Here is an 18,957-nt window from a genome sequence, read left to right as displayed (position 1 = left end):
GAAGCGCAACACCAAAGCGTATAAGGTGTTGTAATGCACAAAGCGAATCAGTACGAGCAGTTGCAAGCCGAGGAACGTCTAGAGATCGCGAGCCTGCGTCAACGGGGCTCGAGTATCCGGGCCATGGCCCGCATACTCGGACGCTCAGCCTCTATCCTCAGCCGTGAACTGAGGCGCAATAGCTCTGTGCTCGGTTATTTCCCAGCGGCGGCGCACGCGCTCAGTTCGGCCCGACGAGCGGACACGGTCACCACGCCCAAGCTTGGGCCTCACAGCGCCTGCTGGAGGGTCGTCCTCACGCTGCTCGAGTGGCGTTGGTCACCTCAGCAAATCTCTGGAGTTCTCAAGCGTATGTTTCCGACCGATCCAACTTTGCAGGTCTCGCACGAAACGATTTACACGACCATCTACGCTCACCCAGGCGGAGAATTACGGCGCCAACTCATTGCTTGTTTGCGTCGTGCTCACCGCGCCCGTATGTCGCGCACGCGGCGTAATGATCGCCGCTGGCAAATTCCCAATATGGTCAGCATTCACGTGCGCCCACCTGAAATCGAGGATCGCGTGATGCCCGGGCACTGGGAGGGCGACTTCATCAAAGGCGAAGGCAATCGCTCCTCAGTTGGCGTGTTGGTGGAGAGAACAAGCCGTCTGGTACTGCTGGCCAAGATGCACGATGCCACAGCCGAATCTGCACTGGCCGGCTTCTCGGCCAAGCTCAACTCGATTCCCGAACACTTGCGTCAAAGCTTCACTTACGACCAGGGGCGTGAACTCTCACGACATCAAGAACTTGCCGCTCAAACTGGCGTGAACGTCTATTTTTGCGATCCACATAGCCCGTGGCAGCGCGGAACTTGTGAAAATACCAATGGCCTGTTGCGCGAGTATTTGCCCAAAGGCACCGATCTTTCCGTGCATAGTCAGGCAGACCTCGACATCATTGCCGACAGCTTGAACAATCGACCTCGTGCCACCCATGCGTTTCATTCTCCCTTCGAGGTATTCGCCGCGACGCTACAAGCAGCGGATCTAGCAACGTCATCTAAACATTAACCTAGCTGTTGCACTTCGACTTGAGACCGCCCAGCGTCAGCTTCGAAAGCTCGTTAACCTATCAGGATCTCCGCCGGGTCGTTTTGCCGTCCACGTCATCAATTATCAGCAGTCGCAAAACCAGATTGATTGATTACTGACACTCGCAGGTGACGCATCTTACGCAACTGAGGCTGTCGCTTGACCTTTAAAAACAGTGTTATGGCTCACGATTGCCCACGCTATTCTTGCAAGCTTACTGGCTAACGCACATGCAACCACGCAGGAATGTCGCCGTGTGAGCATCGCCCGGGTCCAATCTGCTACAGGTCCGGATTGCTTATCTAGCCGTAGCATGAATGATCGGGCGCACTGGACGAGCAGATGCCGAATATTCTTGTCGCCTCGCTTCGATATACCGAGCAGGGTCGATCTTCCACCTGTACTGAATTGCCTTGGCACCAGCCCCACCGCAGCGGCGAAGTCTCGGCTGCATCGATACTGCTTTCCGTCGCCGAGCTCCGAGGCAAGAAGGCTTGCGGTGATGGGACCAATACCAGGAACCGTCAACAACCGTTGCCCGAGGGCATCCTCTGAAAGTTGCCGCTGCATTTCCTTTTCAATATCAGCTATTTGCTCGGTAAGGTATTTAAAGTGTTCATGCAATCGTTCAAGAATTGCGATGAGGCGCGCCGGCAATTGATGTTCAGCGAGCACCAACGCTAACCGCTTCACAACAGCGTTTCCCACGGGCAGACTCACACCGAACTCAAGCAGAAACCCGTGCATCTGGTTGGTAGTGCATACCCGATCGCGCACCAGAGCCTGACGCACGCGGTGCAGTGCTAAAAGCGTTTGCTGAGTTTCGGTCTTTGGTGTCACAAAGCGCATCGACGGTCGCGAAGCAGCCTCGCAAATTGCTTCAGCATCGACGATCGTTTTTGTTGCTTTTGATGAACGGTCGAACAAATTGTGGAGAAATCAGCTTTACAACGTGTCCGAACTCGTTGAGCCTGCGTGCCATCCAATGAGCACCAGCACACGCCTCCATCGCGATAGTGCAGCCGTTAAAGTTGGCGAAGAACTCAAGCAGTTGCTTTCGCGAGAATTTTTTGCGAAACACCGCTTTACCGGTTCTGTCCTGCCCATGAACGTGAAATGAGTGCTTACCCAAATCGATACCGACTAACGTAACGTTTTGCATGGCACGGCCTCCGCTGAGAAGTTCGGTCAATCCACTCGCTGTTAGGTGGGGGTGACCATCCCATTACAGCATGTCGAGAAAGTTAACAGCCCCGCAATGTCTTTCTGAAACCATCTCTTAAAAATCATCGTCGGATTCGGGAGTCAGGTCATACACCGGCATCCCAGCCTTAGGCATGACTCGGCAGCATGTATCGGTGACCTTGCCTCGAAACAACGTACAGCAGAGTAGATGGATAATCTGTTGAACGGAGGCAAAGATGAGCGAAAAGAATGTACCGAATCGTCGCTACACGGAGGAATTCCGAGAGGAGGCGGCGCGGCTGGCGAATTCTGTCGGGCATAACGAGGCGGCACGGCGTCTGGGCGTGCCGGTGGCGACGATCGGAAATTGGGCGCGGCTACAGTTGAAACAAGGTGTAGTGAGCGTTGCTGAAGTTGCGGTGCCAGCGCCCCGCACGAAGCCAGCGGTCTCAGAGCTGGAGGCGGAAAATAGCCGGCTTCGCAAGGAGCTGGCGAGTGCAAAGTTGGATATAGAAATACTCTCAAAAGCGACGGCATACTTCGCGAAGGGGTCGCGGTGAAGTATGCATGGATCGACGCTAGCCGCGACCGATACGCTGTCAGCAGGCTTTGCCGGTTGCTGTGCGTTTCACGCAGCGGCTACTGTCAGTGGCGTGTGCGAGGGCCAAGCGCGCGGGCGCTGCGGCGTACTGAATTCGATGCTCACGTAGCCGCCGAGCACGCGCGAAGCCGGGCCACGTACGGTCGTCCACGACTGGTTAAAGAACTGAACGCACGAGGTGTGAAAACCGGTGCGGAACGTGTACGACGCAGCCTTGTGCGTCAAGGACTGCGTCCAGTCTACCGCCGGAGGTGGCTTGCGACGACTGACTCGGCTCATCGTTTGCCGGTAGCGCCAAACGTACTGGACAGACGATTCGACGGCTGGGATGTGAATCAGGCGTGGGTGAGTGATATCACGTATTTGCCCACCGCAGAGGGGTGGCTGTACTTGGCCGCGATTCTGGACCTGGGCAGTCGCAGAATTGTGGGATGGTCAATGTCCGAGCGCATTGATGCCGAACTGGTCTCTAATGCTTTACGATCGGCGTATTGGCAGCGTCGTCCAGGATCAGGGTTGATTTTACATTCGGACCGCGGCAGTCAATATGCAAGCTGGCGCTACAGGGAATTGGTCAGTCAGTACCACATGACGATGTCGATGAGTCGGCGCGCAAACGCCTGGGATAACGCACCAATGGAAAGCTTCTTCAAGACGTTAAAAGTCGAGCAAACGTCGCGATGTCGGTACGAAACACGCGCGCAGGCGCGCCTAGATGTAGTCGATTGGATCGAAGGATTTTACAATCGACAGCGCATCCATTCGTCGATCGGTTACCGGACACCGTGCGATTACGAGACCGCACAAAAAGCAGCGTGAGTTGCTGTACGTGGAAACGAGGCAAGGTCACGGCGTCGAATCTCGGTTCAATGACCGGACTCCACGTGTCGTGAGTCGCCGGGCGGCATTCAATGGGATAGCCGTCTTGATGCAACGCCCAGGCCAACGCACGCACGGCCAATTGAAGGCTGCCGAACGGACGATAAGCACCTTGTTCAACGAACCCAAAGCGGCGACCGAGCGAACGCCCTCCGTCGATGTACGAGCCAACGCTGAAGCCCACGTTGTACTCAGACGATGAGAACGAATTGCGCTCGTCGCAGTACAGGCTATGCTCGATGACCGTGTTGTCCATTGTTTTCCGTGGTTACTTTTGGGTCGTGCGAGTGGTGCGCTGACGGCACGCTCATCCTAGCCACCCAACAAGCCTGCGTCCCGCAACATCGCTTCCATCTCATAGGCTTCCGCAAGCGCTTTCAATTCCGGCGGGCGCATCACGCCGGTAGTGCGTTCAATCCGCTCAAGAATTGTTTCTCGCATCTGGTGTATTCCGTTTTCCGATTTAATCGTGTATCGATTCGACAGTTATGCCGATTTGATGGCCCGCTAGACTTTCGGTCTTGGCTGTCATGCCGACTGGTAGCAGTGCGTAGTCAGGCAACAGTCCATGTCCGAATCCATCCTTATCATTCGAAAAATCGACCACATGGTACGTGAGGCTTACGCGCCCGCTGGCATCAACCCCCTTTGGGACAAGCTCCACTCCCACATCGGACGCGCGAACAGCTTGCATCTGACCATCCTCAACGGCGGTCGCCTGCGACTTTCCATCAATCTCGATCCGCATGTGTAGGTGTGTATCGTCATTGTCGACGCGGCACGCATACATGCATCGCCACTGTCGACCCCAATCGCTGAAATTGGCTCACCGCACAGAGACAACTTCTGTTGTGCATTCAAGGTATGCGCGCTAGCAGTCGAGAGACTGAACAACACAACAACTACACCCAATCCCCGTTGCCAAATAGCATTCATATGCTCTTTTCCTACTCATCGTTCTTAAGGGTCTGAGTTCCTTCGGAATGAGGTAAAACACCAAACTTCGGCCACCGTTTCTCAAGTGCGTCTTCGGTGTTATTCCACCAATCAATGAGTTTTGTTACATCCCCGTCACTTGCGTTAAGCAGGTGGCGCCAAATCTTCTTCAACTCCCTCGCACGATCATAGTGCCAGTCGGCACGCGCGCTCAACTTGAAAGTGGAAAGCGCGGACAAAGCCAACGTCGGCAGTATCCCTGCGATTGCCGCAATCGCGCGATACGCGCCTTTACTGTCAAGCGCAACGATAACTGAACCCGCCGCACCGGTGAGAAATGCCACGATGTAGCAAAGATAGGCAAGGCGATAGTTCATTTTCGCTTTGCCGAGCGCATCTTTAATCGACGCGTCCAGCCTGTTCGACAACTCTTGCTTAGCTTGCATCGCACTTCTCCCAATCCCATCTCGAAGCGACGAGGCGACCGCCAGTCGCTTTTCCCTGTTTTCCTATTCCGCGAAAACTTCCTGCAGCGTTCGTAGAGCCTTCAACAATGTGTTATCGGCAATCACGCCAGCTTTCTTTACCAGACGCTTCTTATCGACGGCGCGCATTTGATCCAGCAGTATTAATCCGTCCGTTTTGGCGAATGAAACCGGCACTCGAAAGGGAGCCGACCTACCTTTGCTGGTCATCGGCGCGACAAGTACGGTCTTAAGATGGTCATGCATCTCGGGCGGCGAGACGATCAAACACGGGCGAGTCTTTTGAATTTCGCTACCAATAGTCGGGTCAAGAGCGACAAGCCAAACCTCTCCTCGCTTCACCATGCAAGCTCCGCGTCACCATCATTAGCGAACTCCCCCATTACCAAGGCGTCATCGTTCGAGCCTGCAATCTCCTTGCTAGCTTGCGCCCAGCCAGCGCGTACTTTTGGCGATGGACGCCGCAGCACGATCGACTCATCCACAACTTCCATGTCTACCTCATCCTCGAACCCAAGTTGGGCCAAAATTGGCTTGGGAATCAAAATCCCCTGGGAATTGCCCATTTTCCGAATTACCGTTTTCATATCACCTCAGTAATAACAATGTTATGCCTCATCGTTCGACGTGTCAATACAATGTTATAACAAACCGGACCCAGTGTCTTGCTTCAAATGACCGCTGCGATCGCAGCCCTAAAATCTTGAGTTCGATTGTCGATGTAGCGACTGGTATCATCAATGCTCTCGTGCCCGAGAAGAAGTTGCACTTGCTCGATAGTTGCGCCCTTTCTAAATAAGCTCGTTGCAAAGGTCCTGCGTCCGCTGTGGCTCGTGCCTCGCAGGCCAGCAGCTCGGTACAAGCCAGTGACGTATGCCTGTAGCGAATCGGCAGCCCAATAGTCTGTTGTGCATCCTTCCGCATTTTCCCGTCGCTTCAAACTGAGCAAATACGGATAGCCCTTGCGGCTAACAATAAGAGGAAGCTGACAATTGAGACCGTTGAAATCGGTGCGGCCCAAAGTTGTCCCGATCCCACGCTCGCGTCGATGGCCACATACCGGCGTAACGCAGCGATAAGCTTCGGCGACGACGGAACGACACAGCGTTGCCGACACCCCTTTGTGATCGCGGCGCGCAAAGATATTTCTAGGCGCAGCTCGCCGCTTGGAAAATAAAAAGTCTGCAACAGTAACTTGAGCTGTCTCGGTAATTCGCATGCCGCATCCCAGCCCCAACAGCAAGATAACAGCGTCTCTTTCGGGGTAGCGACTCGTGGCGTCAGTAACACGAAGTAGATGACGGATTTGGCTCGGGGATAGAACTTCGGCGCGTTTAATGCCTTGCTGACGCATAGCGGTCCTCTGAACGTGTTGGAAATCGATTTTGTTCAGAGAGAGAAACCGGAAGGCTCTTTTTCAAGCGTGACACCCCGCCAGGCAACCAGCCCTCGGAAAGTACCTGGTGGCCCATGCAGCACACCTACGACGGCCAAAAAAAATCCCCAAGGCAAGCGCCTTGGGGATAGTCGAAAGTTGCTACAAGAACAGCTGAGCAGTTGCTCGCTGAGCTTTTTCAAGCGAGTCGTCCGCGGCGGCGAACATATCGCCTTGCCGTGTAGCACGGTCGAGTCGCGGCAACGCCTTTGCGTATCTGCTTACGCCAGAACCGTCAAAGCTATCAGCGCCGGCGGCCGCGCAAATGCGAATCCGACGAGCTGAGTTCACCCGCCCGACGTGCAGGTGACAGTGCCGCCGTCGCGCAACATAACCCCAGGCTTGCGCCGTGGCTTCCTTCCACTCGGTCGTGCCACCAATAAAGATGACTATAGCCGGTGACAGCAAGCTCGCAACATCGTTGATTTGCATCCCGTTCTGCACGGCGAGCAGCATCCTTGTTGGCAAGCCGCGCAGTCGTTCCTTCCACCGCAACGAAAACTCCAACGATTGTTTTCGCCGACTTAAAAGTAGACCACCGCGCCGACTGAATTGTGACCCGGGGTGGGAACCGGTCTAAATGTCAGCCGGTTGTGGATAAGTCTATGGTTTTGTGCCTTGTTTGTCCTCTACTTTGGTGGTCCACGTATCTGAGTAAGCCGTGAGAGGGTAGCCACGTTCCCTCTCGGAAACGCGGCTCCCGAAGAACGCAGCATGCGACTTTCACCGCACTGCGCTCGAGCACAGCATTAAGCGCCACACTGACGCCGGTCTTGCCACACTGCGCAAGCCCTTCGCAGGTGTCACATTGTTGATTCATCCCATCACTGAGACGAAGGGCGCTGAACCGGAGCGATACCGGTCACTTACAAGCTTCCCATCGGCGAATCTCAAATGTGGACCTACGACAACTGCACCACGCGGAAGTCTGCACCCTTTCGGGTTAGGGCAAAGTTCGAACCCCTATACAGGCCATTACAGCCTGCCATTCGCTTTCTCCGCGTTCTCTCTCCCGCTCCACCCACAGTTTCCCTTGCGGGTTACCTGCCATCTCGCAATGTCCCGCGAAGCTGGCGGTGAGTCGGGGTTACCACGTTCCCGTTCCTGTCGACCCGATGCTCTGGGCCTATCCGTTTAGCGCCTGTCTCTCCCCCGGTAGCACTGGTGACGACGTGCTCCTTGTCCTCACAGAAGCAACCGGCTACGTACCTTTTTGGTCAGGGCCTGTCAGCAGTTTTGGCCCAGTGGGCTTCACGAGGTTTAAAACGACAGTTCACATATGTTGCGCATGCGGAATTTGCCTGGCACCCCACACCGCACGACTGCTGGCAGTGTCGATTCCTTCCCCGTCGCCGGGGTGAACCTTCGATAGAGAGGCACGTTCTCCCCAGAGCTTCAGACCCGACCGTTACCAGTCACGCCTGTCCGGGTAGGCAACTGCTGGTCGTACAGCAGGTCACAGCATTCGTCCTCCTACTTCAAAGTCAAAGTGTGACAAGACAGAAACGAGCTTTGCTGCCCTTTACTGCTTGATGCTCGACACGTTGCGGGCAGCAACACGTGTCGCACAAGGGCGTAGCCCGTAGCGGCTTACTCACGCCTCGGCAGCGCTGTGCCCGGAGTGCGCCCTTTTTTACTGGCCTCACGTGCTCGGATATGCGCCTTTGCGTTGGTGCTGCTGTGCAGGAAGCGATAACTTTCATTCCCGGTTTCAACGATGTGACAGTGATGGGTGAGACGGTCGAGCAATGCCGTGGTCATCTTTGCATCTCCGAATACACTCGACCATTCTCCGAAGTCCAAATTTGTCGTGATGGCCACGCTCGTGTGCTCGTACAGGTGGCTCAACAAATGGAACAGCAGCGCCCCGCCAGCCTGGCTAAACGGCAAATACCCCAGCTCGTCGCAAATCACCAAGTCCAAACGCAGCATGCTCGCCAGGATTCGGCCAGCACGGCCCTGTGCCTTCTCCTGCTCCAGCGCATTGACCAAATTCACAGTGGAATAAAACCGAACGCGCTTGCCGTGCTCCACAATGCTTGACACGCCGAGGGCCGTCGCCAAATGACTTTTTCCCGAACCCGTTCCGCCGACGAACACCAGGTTGTGGGCATCCTCGGTAAACGTTGTCTCGGCCAACTTTGCGATGAGCTTTTGGTCGACCGGCGAGCAGTCAAAGTCAAAGCCAGCCAGATCACGATGCACGGGGAATTTCGCCGCCAACATTTGATTATTCACCGAGCGTACTGCTCGGTCTGCCGTCTCGGCTTGCAGCAAGCGATCGAGCACGCCTTTGTAATCAGGATGGCGCACCTCATTCCAAAGCAATCGGCAACGAGAGTCCAGCCACGCGTTCAGTTCGGCGAGGCTGCCGAAGCGCTCTTCGCGAGCACTTGCCCAGATCCGTTGTCGACTATCCTGCACATTCTTCTCGACGACACCTTTCTCGTTGTTATGGGCTCGAGCCCATAATTGGGAGAATGGCAGCGTCGAATCCTCGCATCGCTACTTGAAGGACGCAGTTGATCAGGCGTTGGAGTTACGTGGTCATCGCGATTTCGATGATCGGCCGGCCTACGAGGAGTTTGTGCGCGGCGTGGTGATGCGCCGCAACCGGCGCAATGCCGCTGCGTTTCAAGTCGAGCGCACATACCTCATGGATCTGCCTGAACACCGTACCACCGACTTTGTTGAGGACGAAGGGCGCGTGACGCGCAGCGGCACTTTTACGGTGGACAACAGCCTCTACAGCGCGCCCTCACGCCTGATCGGGCATCGCTTGAAAGTACGTCTCTACAGCGATCGGCTTGACTGCTATCTGTCGGGAGCGCTCGTGCACAGCACGGCGCGAGTCAGGCGTACGAGCGCAGGTCGCGGATGTGCGATCCCGGACAGTCAGTTGAAACTCCCCCACTTATGGTCGCGCAAATTCCCCCACCCTGTGCAGCAGGACTAATGGTTTTATTTAGCTGTTTTTCGATTTCCGCGCAAGCGTTTCAGCGGCTTCCTTGAGACGGTAACTGCGGCCGTCGAATTCAAGCAGGTGGCAGTGATGCATGAGCCGGCCGAGGATCGTGGTGCTCATCGTGTTGTCGCCTAGATATGCGCCCCAATCCTGCACAACGCGATTGGATGTCACGACAACGCTGCGATGTAGTTTGTAGCGTTGATGGATTAGCGTTTGCAGCAGCGCGCCGGCGGCATCTGGGATCGTACGCGACAGGAACAGGTCATCCAGCACGAGCAGATCGCTCTCGAGGATGGCTCGCAGTCGGGCTTCGCGCTGAGCCGTCGGGCTCAGCGCGTAACGGCTAAAGAAGTCGTCGGTCTCAAGATACTGTACCTTGTGGCCCTGCAGGACCGCCTGGTAGGCGACAGCCTTCGCAACGTGCGATTTGCCGGTGCCGGGTTTGCCGATGATCAGCGCGTTGTCGCCGGCGGCGATGAACTTCAGCGTGTGAAGCTGGAAGCAGGCCTGGCGGGGCACTTTGGGATTGAAGCCCCAGTCGAATTCGGCGAGCGCGAGTTTCTCTTCGAGGCCGGAGAGCTTGTAGCGGCGTTCAATGAGCCGGGACTGGCGGCGATCCAGTTCGTCCTGCAGGATCAGTGCGAAGGTTTCAAGGAATGGCTGCTGCGGGCCCTGGGCCTGCAACACGCGCGTTTCAAGCGTGTCGCGCACGCCGGACAGGCGGAGCTGTCCGAGAGCCCGTTCGATTTCCGGTAATGTCATGGTCATGCCTGTGTTTCTCCAGTCGGAGGTTGAGATTCGGCGCCGTGCTGCGCACCGAGGGTAAAGAGTTCGCCGTATTCGGCGGTGGAACGGATCAGCGGGTGATCCTGCGTGAGAGGCAGTTCGAGTTGCGGTGCCTGATCGAGACGCTCGAGTGCCTGTTCGAACAGCCGCTCGACGATCGCGCGCACCTGTTTGTAGCGGTAGACGTGATGACGCAATGCGTGATCGCAGGCCTGTTCAACGAGCCGGGCGGGATACTTCTTCGCCAGGCCGACGATGCCCCACATGGCGCGATGGCCGACGCGACCTTCGCTGTCGAACATGTGCTGGCAAAGTGCCTTCGTTTGCGGCCCGATGTCCGCAGCGCTCGCGAGCAGGAAGGCGCTCTGACGGGACGGATTGAACGGGCGTTCGTCTTCTGGCAGTTCAAGCGAACCGGCCTGGAGGGCGCGATGATGCGTGCGCAGCAGCGCCTGCGTACGGCGATCGCGAATCTCGATGGTGGAGTCGTAGATCCGCACTGAAACGAGACTGCCGATCGGTGCAGGTCGTGCCGCATAGTTGCTGCGATCGATGTTGACAGTGGTGTCGTCCCAGACGGTACGCACGACCTCCGTGAAGTAGCGAAAGCCGGTGGTCGGCAACGCCCGCAGATGCGGCCTCTCCTCCTGGAACATGGCCTCGACCTGTCGCCGGGCGCTGCCATGGATTCGTTTGGCAGCCCAGTTTGCCTCCCAGTGCATCAGGAATTCGTTCTGGGCTTCGAGCGACTCGAAACGGCGGCCGGCGAGCGCGGTGCCCTGCGTATGTTGAATCGCGTTCTCCACGGTCCCCTTTCGATTCGGGTCCCGCACACGTGCCGGATCGGCGACGACACCGTAATGCTCTAGCATCGCCTCGTAGAGCCGGTTGATCTCGGGTTCATACAGGTCGGGCGTGACGACGCCTTCCCGGAGGTTGTCGAGAACGACGTAGCTGACCGCACCGCCAAAGTAGCGGAAGGCTTCTTCGTGAAGCTGAGCCCAGACCTGTTTGCTGGACTTCCAGACCACGCGCCGGAAGCTGCGTCTTGAGTACCGAAGGGTCATCACAAACAACCGCGGGCGTCGGTAGCGGCCGGTCTTCGGATCGCGGGTCAGTGCGCCTTCGCCATAATCGACTTGAGCTTCTTCGCCGGGGGCGAACGCGAGACGGTCGAACTGCTCGGGATCAATGTGGCGCAAGGCGCGCACGAAACGCTTGACGCTCTCGTAGCTCGCGGTGAATGCGAACTGGTCGACCAGATCCTGATAGATCGCCTGCGCGTTTCGCCTCAGGCGGACCTGCTCTTCGATCCACTCGCGATGCGGTTCGCTTGCGGAGCGGGCGAAATTGAACGTTGTCGCCTTGCTGGAAGCCTCAGTAGCCGGTGGTCGCGGCGATGGGGGACTTTGCGTGACTGCCGATTCAGAGCCGGCGGTCACCATGGAGGAGTTTGCTGACCCAGACTTCTGCGACTCGAAGATCGCCTGATAGCGGCGGATCGTCTTGCGGTCGATGCCCGTCAGCCGCTGGATCTGGCGCTGGCTCTTGTTACGCTCGAGTAGTGTGAATACGGTGCTTTGCAGGTGCGGCTTCAAGACGTTCTATATGAACGCGCCCCGTTTGAGCAAGCGCTCGTGTGTTCTGACATGACAGGATCGGTTGCAGCTCTATATCCGGGCTTATTGCAGTTGCTACGCTGCGGCCCACTATGAAATCCGCTGACCCGCGCCTCATTCACTCCGCGAGCTCAAGGCTCTTCACGTCTTTCAGGCTTGGCGGGTCACGGTCCTACCCCCTCTGCGTCACAATAGATGTCGCCTCTGAATTTTCTTAATCCGAAGAACTCAGAGGTGTAGGTTGAATGCCAAACAGACGTATTCTGTTGAATTCAGGGAGCAGGCGCTGGCAAAGGTCCTGCAACGCGGCAACCGGTCCGTAGGAACGGTTGCCGCGGAACTGAACATGAACGTATTAACTTTGAGGAAGTGGATCCGCGTGTCTAACGCCGCAAACCGCAACCCGGGGCCAGTCGATGCACGGCGCCCGGAAGATTGGTCTTTGGAAGATCGCCTGCTGGCATTGCAGCAGAGCCATGGACTGAGCGCCGAGGCACTCAGCGCGTGGTGCCGTGAACGTGGCTTGTTTGTTCATCATCTGGACCAGTGGCGTGCCCAGTTTTGCTCGGCCGGCACCGCGAGCAGCGCACGTGCAAACGCTCCAGAACTGCGCGAGCTGAAACAGGCCAATGCGCAGCTGCAGCGCGAATTGAAACGCAAGGAAAAGGCTTTAGCGGAGGCGGCCGCGTTGCTGATACTTTCAAAAAAGTACCAGGCGCTGTTCGGGGACGAGGACGAATGAGCTCCCCCGAAGAGCGTGCGACATTGCAGGAGCTGATCGGCAAGGCGACTACAGCCGGGGCTCGTCAGGCACGCGCATGTGCTGTGCTCGGGCTAAGCGCGCGCACCGTGCAGCGCTGGCAAGGCGGCGGTCCTGAAGCAGTGGATGGGCGCGCCTTACGCCATCATGATGCTGTTCACAAGCTGTCGACCGATGAGCGCGCTGAACTGCTGGCGGTGGCCAACTCTGTCGAATTCGCTCATCTGCCACCGAGCCAAATCGTCCCTCGATTGGCCGACCAGGGCCGCTACATCGCCTCAGAATCGACGTTCTACCGGGTGCTGCGTGAAGAGAAACAGCTTGCTCATCGGCGCAGTGAACAACCAGCGCGCGCCCGCAGCAAGCCTCGCGCAGTTTGTGCCGACGAGCCCAATCAATTGTTCAGCTGGGATATCACTTACCTGCCGACGACAGTTCGCGGGCAGTATTTCTATCTCTATGAGGTCGGTCGTCAATAGTGGAGAGCAATGGGTTAAGCCGCGAGTCGCGTTTTATAAAATCGCTGCACGAAAGCAGCAGGCGACAGATAGTCAAGACGGGCTTGCTTGCGTTGCCGGTTGTAGAAGATCTCGATGTATTCGGTGATGGCCTGCCGGGCCTCGGCGCGCGTCGTGAACCGGCGGTGATGCACGAGTTCGTTTTTGAGCGACCCCCAGAAGCTTTCCATCGGCGCATTGTCGTAACAATCGCCCTTGCGACTCATGGACATCGTCATGCCGAACTGCTTTGCTAGATCCCGATAGTCATGCGAACAATATTGACTGCCACGATCCGAATGTAGGATCAAACCGGCTGCGGGCCGTTTAAGTGCGACCGCGGCAAATAGCGCCTGCATTACCAAGGTGCGGGTCATACGTTCGCTCATGGCGTAGCCGACCAGCTCGCCGTTGAACAGATCCTTGATGCCGGCTAGATACAACCAGCCCTCATCTGTCCACACGTACGTGATATCACTCACCCAGGCCTGGTTCGGCATGCTCATGTCGAAGTTGCGTTCCAGCAAATTCGGTGCGACTGGCAAATCGTGCTTCGAATCCGTCGTGTTTCTGAACTTGCGCTTCTGCTTGCAACGCAGTCCCAGCTTGGTGCGAATGCGCCTAATGCGGTGAAGGCCAACGCATACGCCATGATCAAGCAGATCCGCCTGCAATCGCTCGCGCCCATACGTTTGCCGAGTTCGTTCGTGCGCCGCTACAATCTCGATTTCAAGGCGCGCGTTCTCTTGTGCACGTGGCGAGTCGAGCCGTCGGCGCCAAGCGTAGAAACTGCTGGCCCCTAGCTCAAACACACGGCACAGCACGGAAATCGGGTAGTCCTGTCGCATCGTTTCGATCCGGTCACATCTCACCGCGACTCCTTCGCGAAATAGACCGTCGCTTTTTTTAAAATATCGCGCTCCATCGTGACCGTCGCCAGCTCGCGCTTGACCCGCGCCAATTCCGCCTCCAACTCGCTCTGCGGCTTTTGCGTCTCGCCTACCTTCGTTAGCGTCCCTTTTCGCTCGGCAACGACCCAAGCGCCAAGCGTTTTAACCGACAAAGATAATCGGCCCGCAACTTCTCGCTGCGACAGTCCATCGACAAGAACGAGCTTCACCGCCTGCTCGCGAAACTCCTTCGTGTAGCGGCCTTTCGGTCCTCGATTCATTTGATCTCCATTTCGCTCATTCTACGAAACATTGATCTCCACTTTCTTCAGCCTATCTCACTATCTGTTCATGGACGTATTCAGTCGGATGGTCGTCGGCTGGCAGGTCTACGCTGAAGAGAGCAGCGCCCAGGCCAGCGAGCTTCTGAAGGACCTATGTGCACGTGAAGCGATCAAACCGGGTCAGGTGATTTTGCATTCGGATAACGGCGGCCCAATGAAGGGTGCCACGATGCTCGCCACCCTGCAGGCTCTGGGTGTCATGCCGTCATTGAGTCGACCGGGCGTGAGCAACGACAACCCGTTCTCGGAATCGTTGTTCAAAACACTGAAGTATCGGCCGGCCTATCCTCTGCAGGCGTTCGACACTCTATTTGCCGCGCGCGCTTGGGTCACCGTGTTGGTGCGCTGGTATAACCACGAACATCGTCACAGCGCGATCCGTTTCGTCACGCCTGCCCAACGGCACGCCAACCTCGACCAGCAGATCCTCGATCGCCGCGCGATGCTCTACGAGGCGGCAAAGCAGCGCAACCCGCTACGATGGAAAGGCCCCACTCGAAACTGGAAGCGCGTAAAAACGGTCCATTTGAATCCCGATCGCACAGACAACTTTGAACCCATCAAACGCAACCACCGACAGGAGCAAAAAGCCGCCTAAATTTAATCGTTGAGGCGACATCTACCTTGAAATCTACCGTACCTGTGTGTCATCACATACGATTGCCTGCGCAACCTTCGAAGCTCGTACTGCATTAAACGTTGATTTTCTCCATGACAGCAGTGGCTTACGCCGGCTTCACGCTCAAGTGGTCTTTCTGGTAAGGCCTGTTATGGGCAAGTAACGCCCAGATCGTGCGTGCCATCTTGTTGGCTAGCGCAACGGTCACCACATTCGGCGGTCGGCGTTTGCTGATCTGGTCGATCCACGGCCCTGGTTGCTTCGCATGAGTGAGCACGCTGCGGGCGCCGTGAATCAGCAACTTGCGCAGATAGGTGTCGCCCATCTTGCTGATGCCATGCAGGTTTATCTTGCCGCCCGAGCCCGTCTGCCGCGGCACGAGTCCAGCCCATGCGGCAAACTCTCGGCCCGACCGGAAGGCCTTGGGATCACCCATCATTGCGACTGCCGCCGTTGCCGTCAGCAGTCCAACACCGGGAATCTCGCTGATCGCCTTGACAGCCGGATCGTCCTTCTTCCACTCGCGCATGCGCCGTTCGATCCCGGCAATCTGCTCATCCAGTGCCGTCAGGCCGTTCCACTGTTCGCGCATCGTGTCGATGAGCACGGCCGGCAGCCGTTCGGCCACCCTGGCGAGCACTTCAGGAATCGCCTTATCCAGCGCAGTCCGTCCTTTACCCATCACCTCGCCGTATTCAGTCAGCAGACCGCGCAATGCGTTGATCTGCATCGTACGAAACTTCACCAGCTGCTCGCGCATCCGGTGCAGCGCCAGCACAGCCTGCTGCATTTCTGTTTTGACCGCCACCGGTTTGCTGGGCTGTTGCACCGCCCGCCAGATCGCCTGCGCATCGGCCGCATCGTTTTTGTTGCGAATGTTGAAAGCCTTGACGAATTCAGCAGGCATCAGCTTCACTTGATGGCCCATCTTCGTGAGCTGCCGAGCCCAGTGGTGCGCCCCGCCACACGCTTCCATACCGACGAGACACGGAGCCCGGTTCGCGAAGAACTCGAGAAACTTTGCCCGCTTGATCTGTTTGTTCACGATCTCGCCAGTTTCCTGATCGATGTAGTGCACCTGAAACACCGTCTTCGCAATATCAACGCCCACCGCCATAGAGTTCATCTCTGGATCCTCCGGTTATCGGGAATTGGTGCATTTTGCACCACCGCGCGTCGATGTTATTGGTCTGTGGGATCCACGATCCTTTCTGGCGGTTACGGGTGGAGCGCGTTCATTTCATTCACTCCCTGAACTCCTTCTTGTTCGAAGGAGACGAAGATAGACGTCCTGCGACACTTCTCCCGTCAGCTCAGTCGACGGTCGTCAGATGGGGGAGTTTGAAGTGAGGTCGGCTGAAAAAAGTGGACGCCAACATTCCGTAGAATTGAGGAATGGAGGCACTGATGAAGCGAATCCCGAAGGCTGTGTACACGAAGGAATTTCGTGAAGAAGCAGTAAAACTGGCAATGACTGACGGAGTGGGCGTGTCTGAAGCTGCCCGTCGATTGTCAATATCGATGAAGACGTTGGCGAACTGGGTTCGCGCCGCAAAGGACGGCAAGCTGGAGAACGTCGGGCAAACCCAGAAACCACTGACAGAGATCGAGGCGGAGCTGAGCCGGCTCAAGCGAGAGTTGGCAGAAGTGAAGATGGAGCGCGATCTGTTAAAAAAGTTTGCAACGTACTTCGCGAAGGAGTCGCGGTGAAGTACGACGCAATTGAGCAGATGCGACAGCAGTACCCTGTGCCGCCGATGTGCCGGTTCCTGGGCGTGTCCACGAGTGGCTACTATGCCTGGCGCAAACGGCCGCTGTCGTTGCACGCGCAGCAGGAGTCTCGGCTCGAAGCGCAGGTGCGTGCAGCTCACGAGCGTAGCCGACAAACCTTCGGCCCGGAACGGCTACAGAAGGATCTGGCGAACCACGGTGTCCAGATTGGTGTTCACCGCATCAAGCGTCTGCGGGCGAAGCTCGGCCTTCGCTGCAAGCAAAAGCGCAAGTTCAAGGCGACGACCAACTCGACGCACAACCTGCCAGTCGCACCGAACATCCTGGACCAGGACTTCAGTGTGAGCGCACCAAATCAGGCCTGGTGCGGTGACATTACCTACATCGCGACCGATGAGGGATGGCTGTATCTAGCCGGACTCAAGGATCTGTTTAGCGGAGAGATCGTCGGCTATGCCATGAGCGAGCGCATGACAAAACAGCTGGTCATGCAGGCGCTGTTTCGGGCTGTCGCGTCGCACCGGCCACCGACGGGCCTGATACAACATACTGATCGCGGTAGTCAGTACTGCGCCCACGCTTATCAGAATCTTCTCAAACAGTTCGGCATGCAGGCATCTATGAGCAGACGCGGAAATTGTTTCGACAATGCACCTATCGAATCGTTCTGGGGCTCGCTGAAGAACGAACTTATCTATCATCGCAAGTTCGCGACTCGCGACGAAGCCATCAAAGAAATCACGGAATACATCGAGATCTTCTACAACCGGCTGCGCACGCAGGAGCGTCTGGACTATCTGTCGCCGGCCGCTTTCACGCAGCGATTCCATTTGAGTAAAATCGCTGCTTAACCCGTTGGCGTCCACGGATTCCGACCGACCTCAAAGTGACCATACCCGGGGGAGTTTGACCGACCGCCCGGGGTGCGATTAACTATCGACATTTTATCGAGTCACTCAAACGCAAACCGCAAGCCTTCAGGGGCCTCGTGTTTCGTGACGATGTGTTTCCGCGTGAGGCGTACCGCCGGACCTGGGAGCGCCTGGATCAAGCACTGAGCCCGCGCAACGCGTGCAAGGCCATCGTGGGCCTGCTGGAGCTTGCCGGCAATTACGGCGTAGAGGCAGAACTGGCCCAGCGGCTTGAAGTGCTGCTGGAACTCGGCGAACTACCCGATCTGGAAGCGCTCTTCGCAGAATTTGCTCCGCGCCAGGCCGAATGTCCCATTGTATTAGTCGAGATGCCCGACGCCTCGATCTACGACGCATTGCTTGACGAAGAGGTGGCCGCATGAGCGCACCGACGTACGACACCGGCAGCATGGGACTGATGCTCAACGAATTGCGTCTGCCAACAATCGGTCGACTGTGGTCTGACTTCGCCCAACGTTCAGATAAGGAAGGCTGGCAAGCATCGCAACTGTTGGGCGCATTGTTCGAGCACGAATTGGCTGAACGGGCGAAACGCAGACTGGAACGCCATCGCGTCGAATCACAATTGGATCCGACCAAGACTCTCGCCACGTTCGACTTCAGCGTCGTGCCCATGGTATCGAAGGCACACGTCATGGCGTTGGCCAGCGGGGATGCGTGGCTCGAGAAAGGTGCCACGATCCTCCTGTTTGGGCCGCCCGGTGGAGGGAAAAGTCACTTAGGATCAGCGATTGGTCACGCCCTGATCGACGCGGGCTATCGGGTCTTGTGCACCCGCACCAGCGAATTGGTGCAGAAGCTTCAGGTGGCGCGAAAGAGCCTGCAATTACCGTCGGCACTTGCCAAACTCGATCGTTTCGATCTGATCATCTTGGATGATCTGTCGTACGTCAGAAAGGACCAGGCCGAAACCAGCGTGCTGTTCGAATTGATCGCCGAGAGATATGAAAGAAAAAGTCTTCTCATAACGGCCAATCAGCCATTCTCGGGCTGGAATGACGTGTTTCCTGACCCTGGCATGACCGTCGCCGCCATCGACCGCCTCGTTCACCACTCAACGATCTTCGAACTGAATGTCGAAAGCTATCGGCGACGCAACGCCAACGACAAACAGAAAGAGCGGCGGCGTCAATCAACCAACAACGATCAAGAAGGAGCGACAACCATGCCAATCTAGCAGCGACAATCAGCGCGCCGACCGGCCAAGATGGTT

General features: G+C 56.9%; 17 protein-coding genes and 4 pseudogenes. 10 read left to right on the top strand and 11 right to left on the bottom strand.

Features of this window, described 5'->3' with window-relative positions:
* The first annotated feature begins 33 nt into the window (after positions 1-33).
* On the top strand, positions 34-1,056 hold the full coding sequence (locus AXG89_RS32330) for an IS30 family transposase (RefSeq protein WP_062174701.1): 1,023 nt from the start codon (positions 34-36) through the stop codon (positions 1,054-1,056).
* Positions 1,057-1,215: 159 nt separating this feature from the next.
* On the opposite strand, the pseudogene AXG89_RS32325 reads toward AXG89_RS32330, so the two are convergent.
* Positions 1,216-2,239: pseudogene (locus AXG89_RS32325) on the bottom strand (IS110 family transposase).
* A 259-nt stretch (positions 2,240-2,498) separates the two neighbouring features.
* Between AXG89_RS32325 and AXG89_RS32320 the strand changes: the two are divergent.
* A protein-coding gene (locus AXG89_RS32320; RefSeq protein WP_119024726.1) for an IS3 family transposase occupies positions 2,499-3,682 on the top strand; the annotation gives its coding sequence in 2 pieces (ribosomal slippage) (positions 2,499-2,784 and positions 2,784-3,682; 1,185 coding nt in all).
* A gap of 372 nt (positions 3,683-4,054) precedes the next feature.
* Here the strand turns inward: AXG89_RS32320 and AXG89_RS44215 are convergent.
* Complete coding sequence (locus AXG89_RS44215) at positions 4,055-4,183, bottom strand: hypothetical protein (protein ID WP_256936054.1); 129 nt, start codon at positions 4,181-4,183, stop codon at positions 4,055-4,057.
* Between the two features lie 127 nt (positions 4,184-4,310).
* On the opposite strand from AXG89_RS44215, the gene AXG89_RS42550 reads away from it, so the two are divergent.
* Entirely contained in the window at positions 4,311-4,496 is a 186-nt protein-coding gene (locus AXG89_RS42550; protein ID WP_162916189.1) for a hypothetical protein, read from the top strand.
* Between the two features lie 193 nt (positions 4,497-4,689).
* Here AXG89_RS42550 and AXG89_RS32305 read toward each other — a convergent pair whose 3' ends face one another.
* The 5 genes from AXG89_RS32305 to istB (AXG89_RS32280) form a co-directional block, all read right to left on the bottom strand.
* Positions 4,690-5,124, bottom strand: coding sequence for a hypothetical protein (locus AXG89_RS32305; protein ID WP_062174695.1), 435 nt, complete (start codon positions 5,122-5,124; stop codon positions 4,690-4,692).
* A gap of 63 nt (positions 5,125-5,187) precedes the next feature.
* Positions 5,188-5,508, bottom strand: a complete 321-nt coding sequence (locus AXG89_RS32300) for a type II toxin-antitoxin system PemK/MazF family toxin (protein ID WP_062174693.1) — start codon at positions 5,506-5,508, stop codon at positions 5,188-5,190.
* The gene (locus tag AXG89_RS32295) at positions 5,502-5,750 is read right to left on the bottom strand and encodes an AbrB/MazE/SpoVT family DNA-binding domain-containing protein (RefSeq protein WP_062174692.1); all 249 of its coding nucleotides are present in this window, start codon (positions 5,748-5,750) and stop codon (positions 5,502-5,504) included. Before AXG89_RS32295 ends, AXG89_RS32300 begins: the two co-directional genes overlap by 7 nt.
* Before the next feature lie 83 nt (positions 5,751-5,833).
* Positions 5,834-6,517, bottom strand: a complete 684-nt coding sequence (locus tag AXG89_RS32290) for a tyrosine-type recombinase/integrase (RefSeq protein WP_082771697.1) — start codon at positions 6,515-6,517, stop codon at positions 5,834-5,836.
* 1,671 nt (positions 6,518-8,188) lie between these two features.
* On the bottom strand, positions 8,189-8,944 hold the full coding sequence (gene istB / locus AXG89_RS32280; protein ID WP_062174898.1) for an IS21-like element helper ATPase IstB: 756 nt from the start codon (positions 8,942-8,944) through the stop codon (positions 8,189-8,191).
* Between the two features lie 130 nt (positions 8,945-9,074).
* Here istB (AXG89_RS32280) and AXG89_RS32270 point away from each other — a divergent pair.
* Positions 9,075-9,485, top strand: a pseudogene (locus AXG89_RS32270) (Mu transposase domain-containing protein); the annotation flags it as partial.
* 78 nt (positions 9,486-9,563) lie between these two features.
* On the opposite strand, the gene istB (AXG89_RS32265) reads toward AXG89_RS32270, so the two are convergent.
* Positions 9,564-10,334: an IS21-like element helper ATPase IstB gene (istB, locus tag AXG89_RS32265; protein ID WP_062174688.1), complete on the bottom strand. Its 771-nt coding sequence runs from the start codon at positions 10,332-10,334 to the stop codon at positions 9,564-9,566.
* A complete protein-coding gene (gene istA / locus AXG89_RS32260; protein WP_062174687.1) occupies positions 10,331-11,950 on the bottom strand; it encodes an IS21 family transposase in 1,620 nt (539 codons plus the stop codon). Before istA ends, istB (AXG89_RS32265) begins: the two co-directional genes overlap by 4 nt.
* A gap of 262 nt (positions 11,951-12,212) precedes the next feature.
* Between istA and AXG89_RS32255 the strand changes: the two genes are divergently transcribed.
* Together AXG89_RS32255 and AXG89_RS32250 are read left to right on the top strand one after the other, a co-directional pair.
* A complete protein-coding gene (locus AXG89_RS32255; RefSeq protein WP_062174254.1) occupies positions 12,213-12,713 on the top strand; it encodes a transposase in 501 nt (166 codons plus the stop codon).
* Complete coding sequence (locus tag AXG89_RS32250) at positions 12,710-13,210, top strand: helix-turn-helix domain-containing protein (protein WP_082771696.1); 501 nt, start codon at positions 12,710-12,712, stop codon at positions 13,208-13,210. Before AXG89_RS32255 ends, AXG89_RS32250 begins: the two co-directional genes overlap by 4 nt.
* Positions 13,211-13,224: 14 nt before the next feature.
* On the opposite strand, the gene AXG89_RS32245 is transcribed toward AXG89_RS32250, so the two are convergent.
* Positions 13,225-14,399, bottom strand: a protein-coding gene (locus AXG89_RS32245) for an IS3 family transposase (RefSeq protein WP_119024612.1) whose coding sequence is annotated in 2 segments (ribosomal slippage) — positions 13,225-14,126 and positions 14,126-14,399 — 1,176 coding nt in all. Because the reading frame shifts where the segments join, the coding sequence is not laid out codon by codon here.
* Positions 14,400-14,427: 28 nt separating this feature from the next.
* On the opposite strand from AXG89_RS32245, the pseudogene AXG89_RS32240 reads away from it, so the two are divergent.
* Positions 14,428-15,060, top strand: a pseudogene (locus tag AXG89_RS32240) (transposase); the annotation flags it as partial.
* Between the two features lie 127 nt (positions 15,061-15,187).
* Here AXG89_RS32240 and AXG89_RS32235 read toward each other — a convergent pair.
* On the bottom strand, positions 15,188-16,207 hold the full coding sequence (locus tag AXG89_RS32235; protein WP_062174686.1) for an IS110 family transposase: 1,020 nt from the start codon (positions 16,205-16,207) through the stop codon (positions 15,188-15,190).
* Between the two features lie 281 nt (positions 16,208-16,488).
* Between AXG89_RS32235 and AXG89_RS32230 the strand changes: the two genes are divergently transcribed.
* The 3 genes and pseudogenes from AXG89_RS32230 to istB (AXG89_RS32220) all read left to right on the top strand — a co-directional run bounded on the left by AXG89_RS32230 (position 16,489) and on the right by istB (AXG89_RS32220) (position 18,921).
* Positions 16,489-17,663, top strand: a protein-coding gene (locus AXG89_RS32230; protein WP_119024672.1) for an IS3 family transposase whose coding sequence is annotated in 2 segments (ribosomal slippage) — positions 16,489-16,762 and positions 16,762-17,663 — 1,176 coding nt in all. Because the reading frame shifts where the segments join, the coding sequence is not laid out codon by codon here.
* 68 nt (positions 17,664-17,731) lie between these two features.
* Positions 17,732-18,106: pseudogene (locus tag AXG89_RS32225) on the top strand (IS21 family transposase); the annotation flags it as partial.
* Complete coding sequence (gene istB / locus AXG89_RS32220) at positions 18,103-18,921, top strand: IS21-like element helper ATPase IstB (protein WP_062174683.1); 819 nt, start codon at positions 18,103-18,105, stop codon at positions 18,919-18,921. The pseudogene AXG89_RS32225 and the gene istB (AXG89_RS32220), both read left to right, overlap by 4 nt.
* Positions 18,922-18,957: the final 36 nt, after the last annotated feature.

The organism is Burkholderia sp. PAMC 26561, from assembly GCF_001557535.2.
Taxonomy (GTDB): domain Bacteria; phylum Pseudomonadota; class Gammaproteobacteria; order Burkholderiales; family Burkholderiaceae; genus Caballeronia.
Note: the sequence above shows the minus strand (reverse complement) of the source record. Positions and strands in the feature narration are given on the sequence as shown.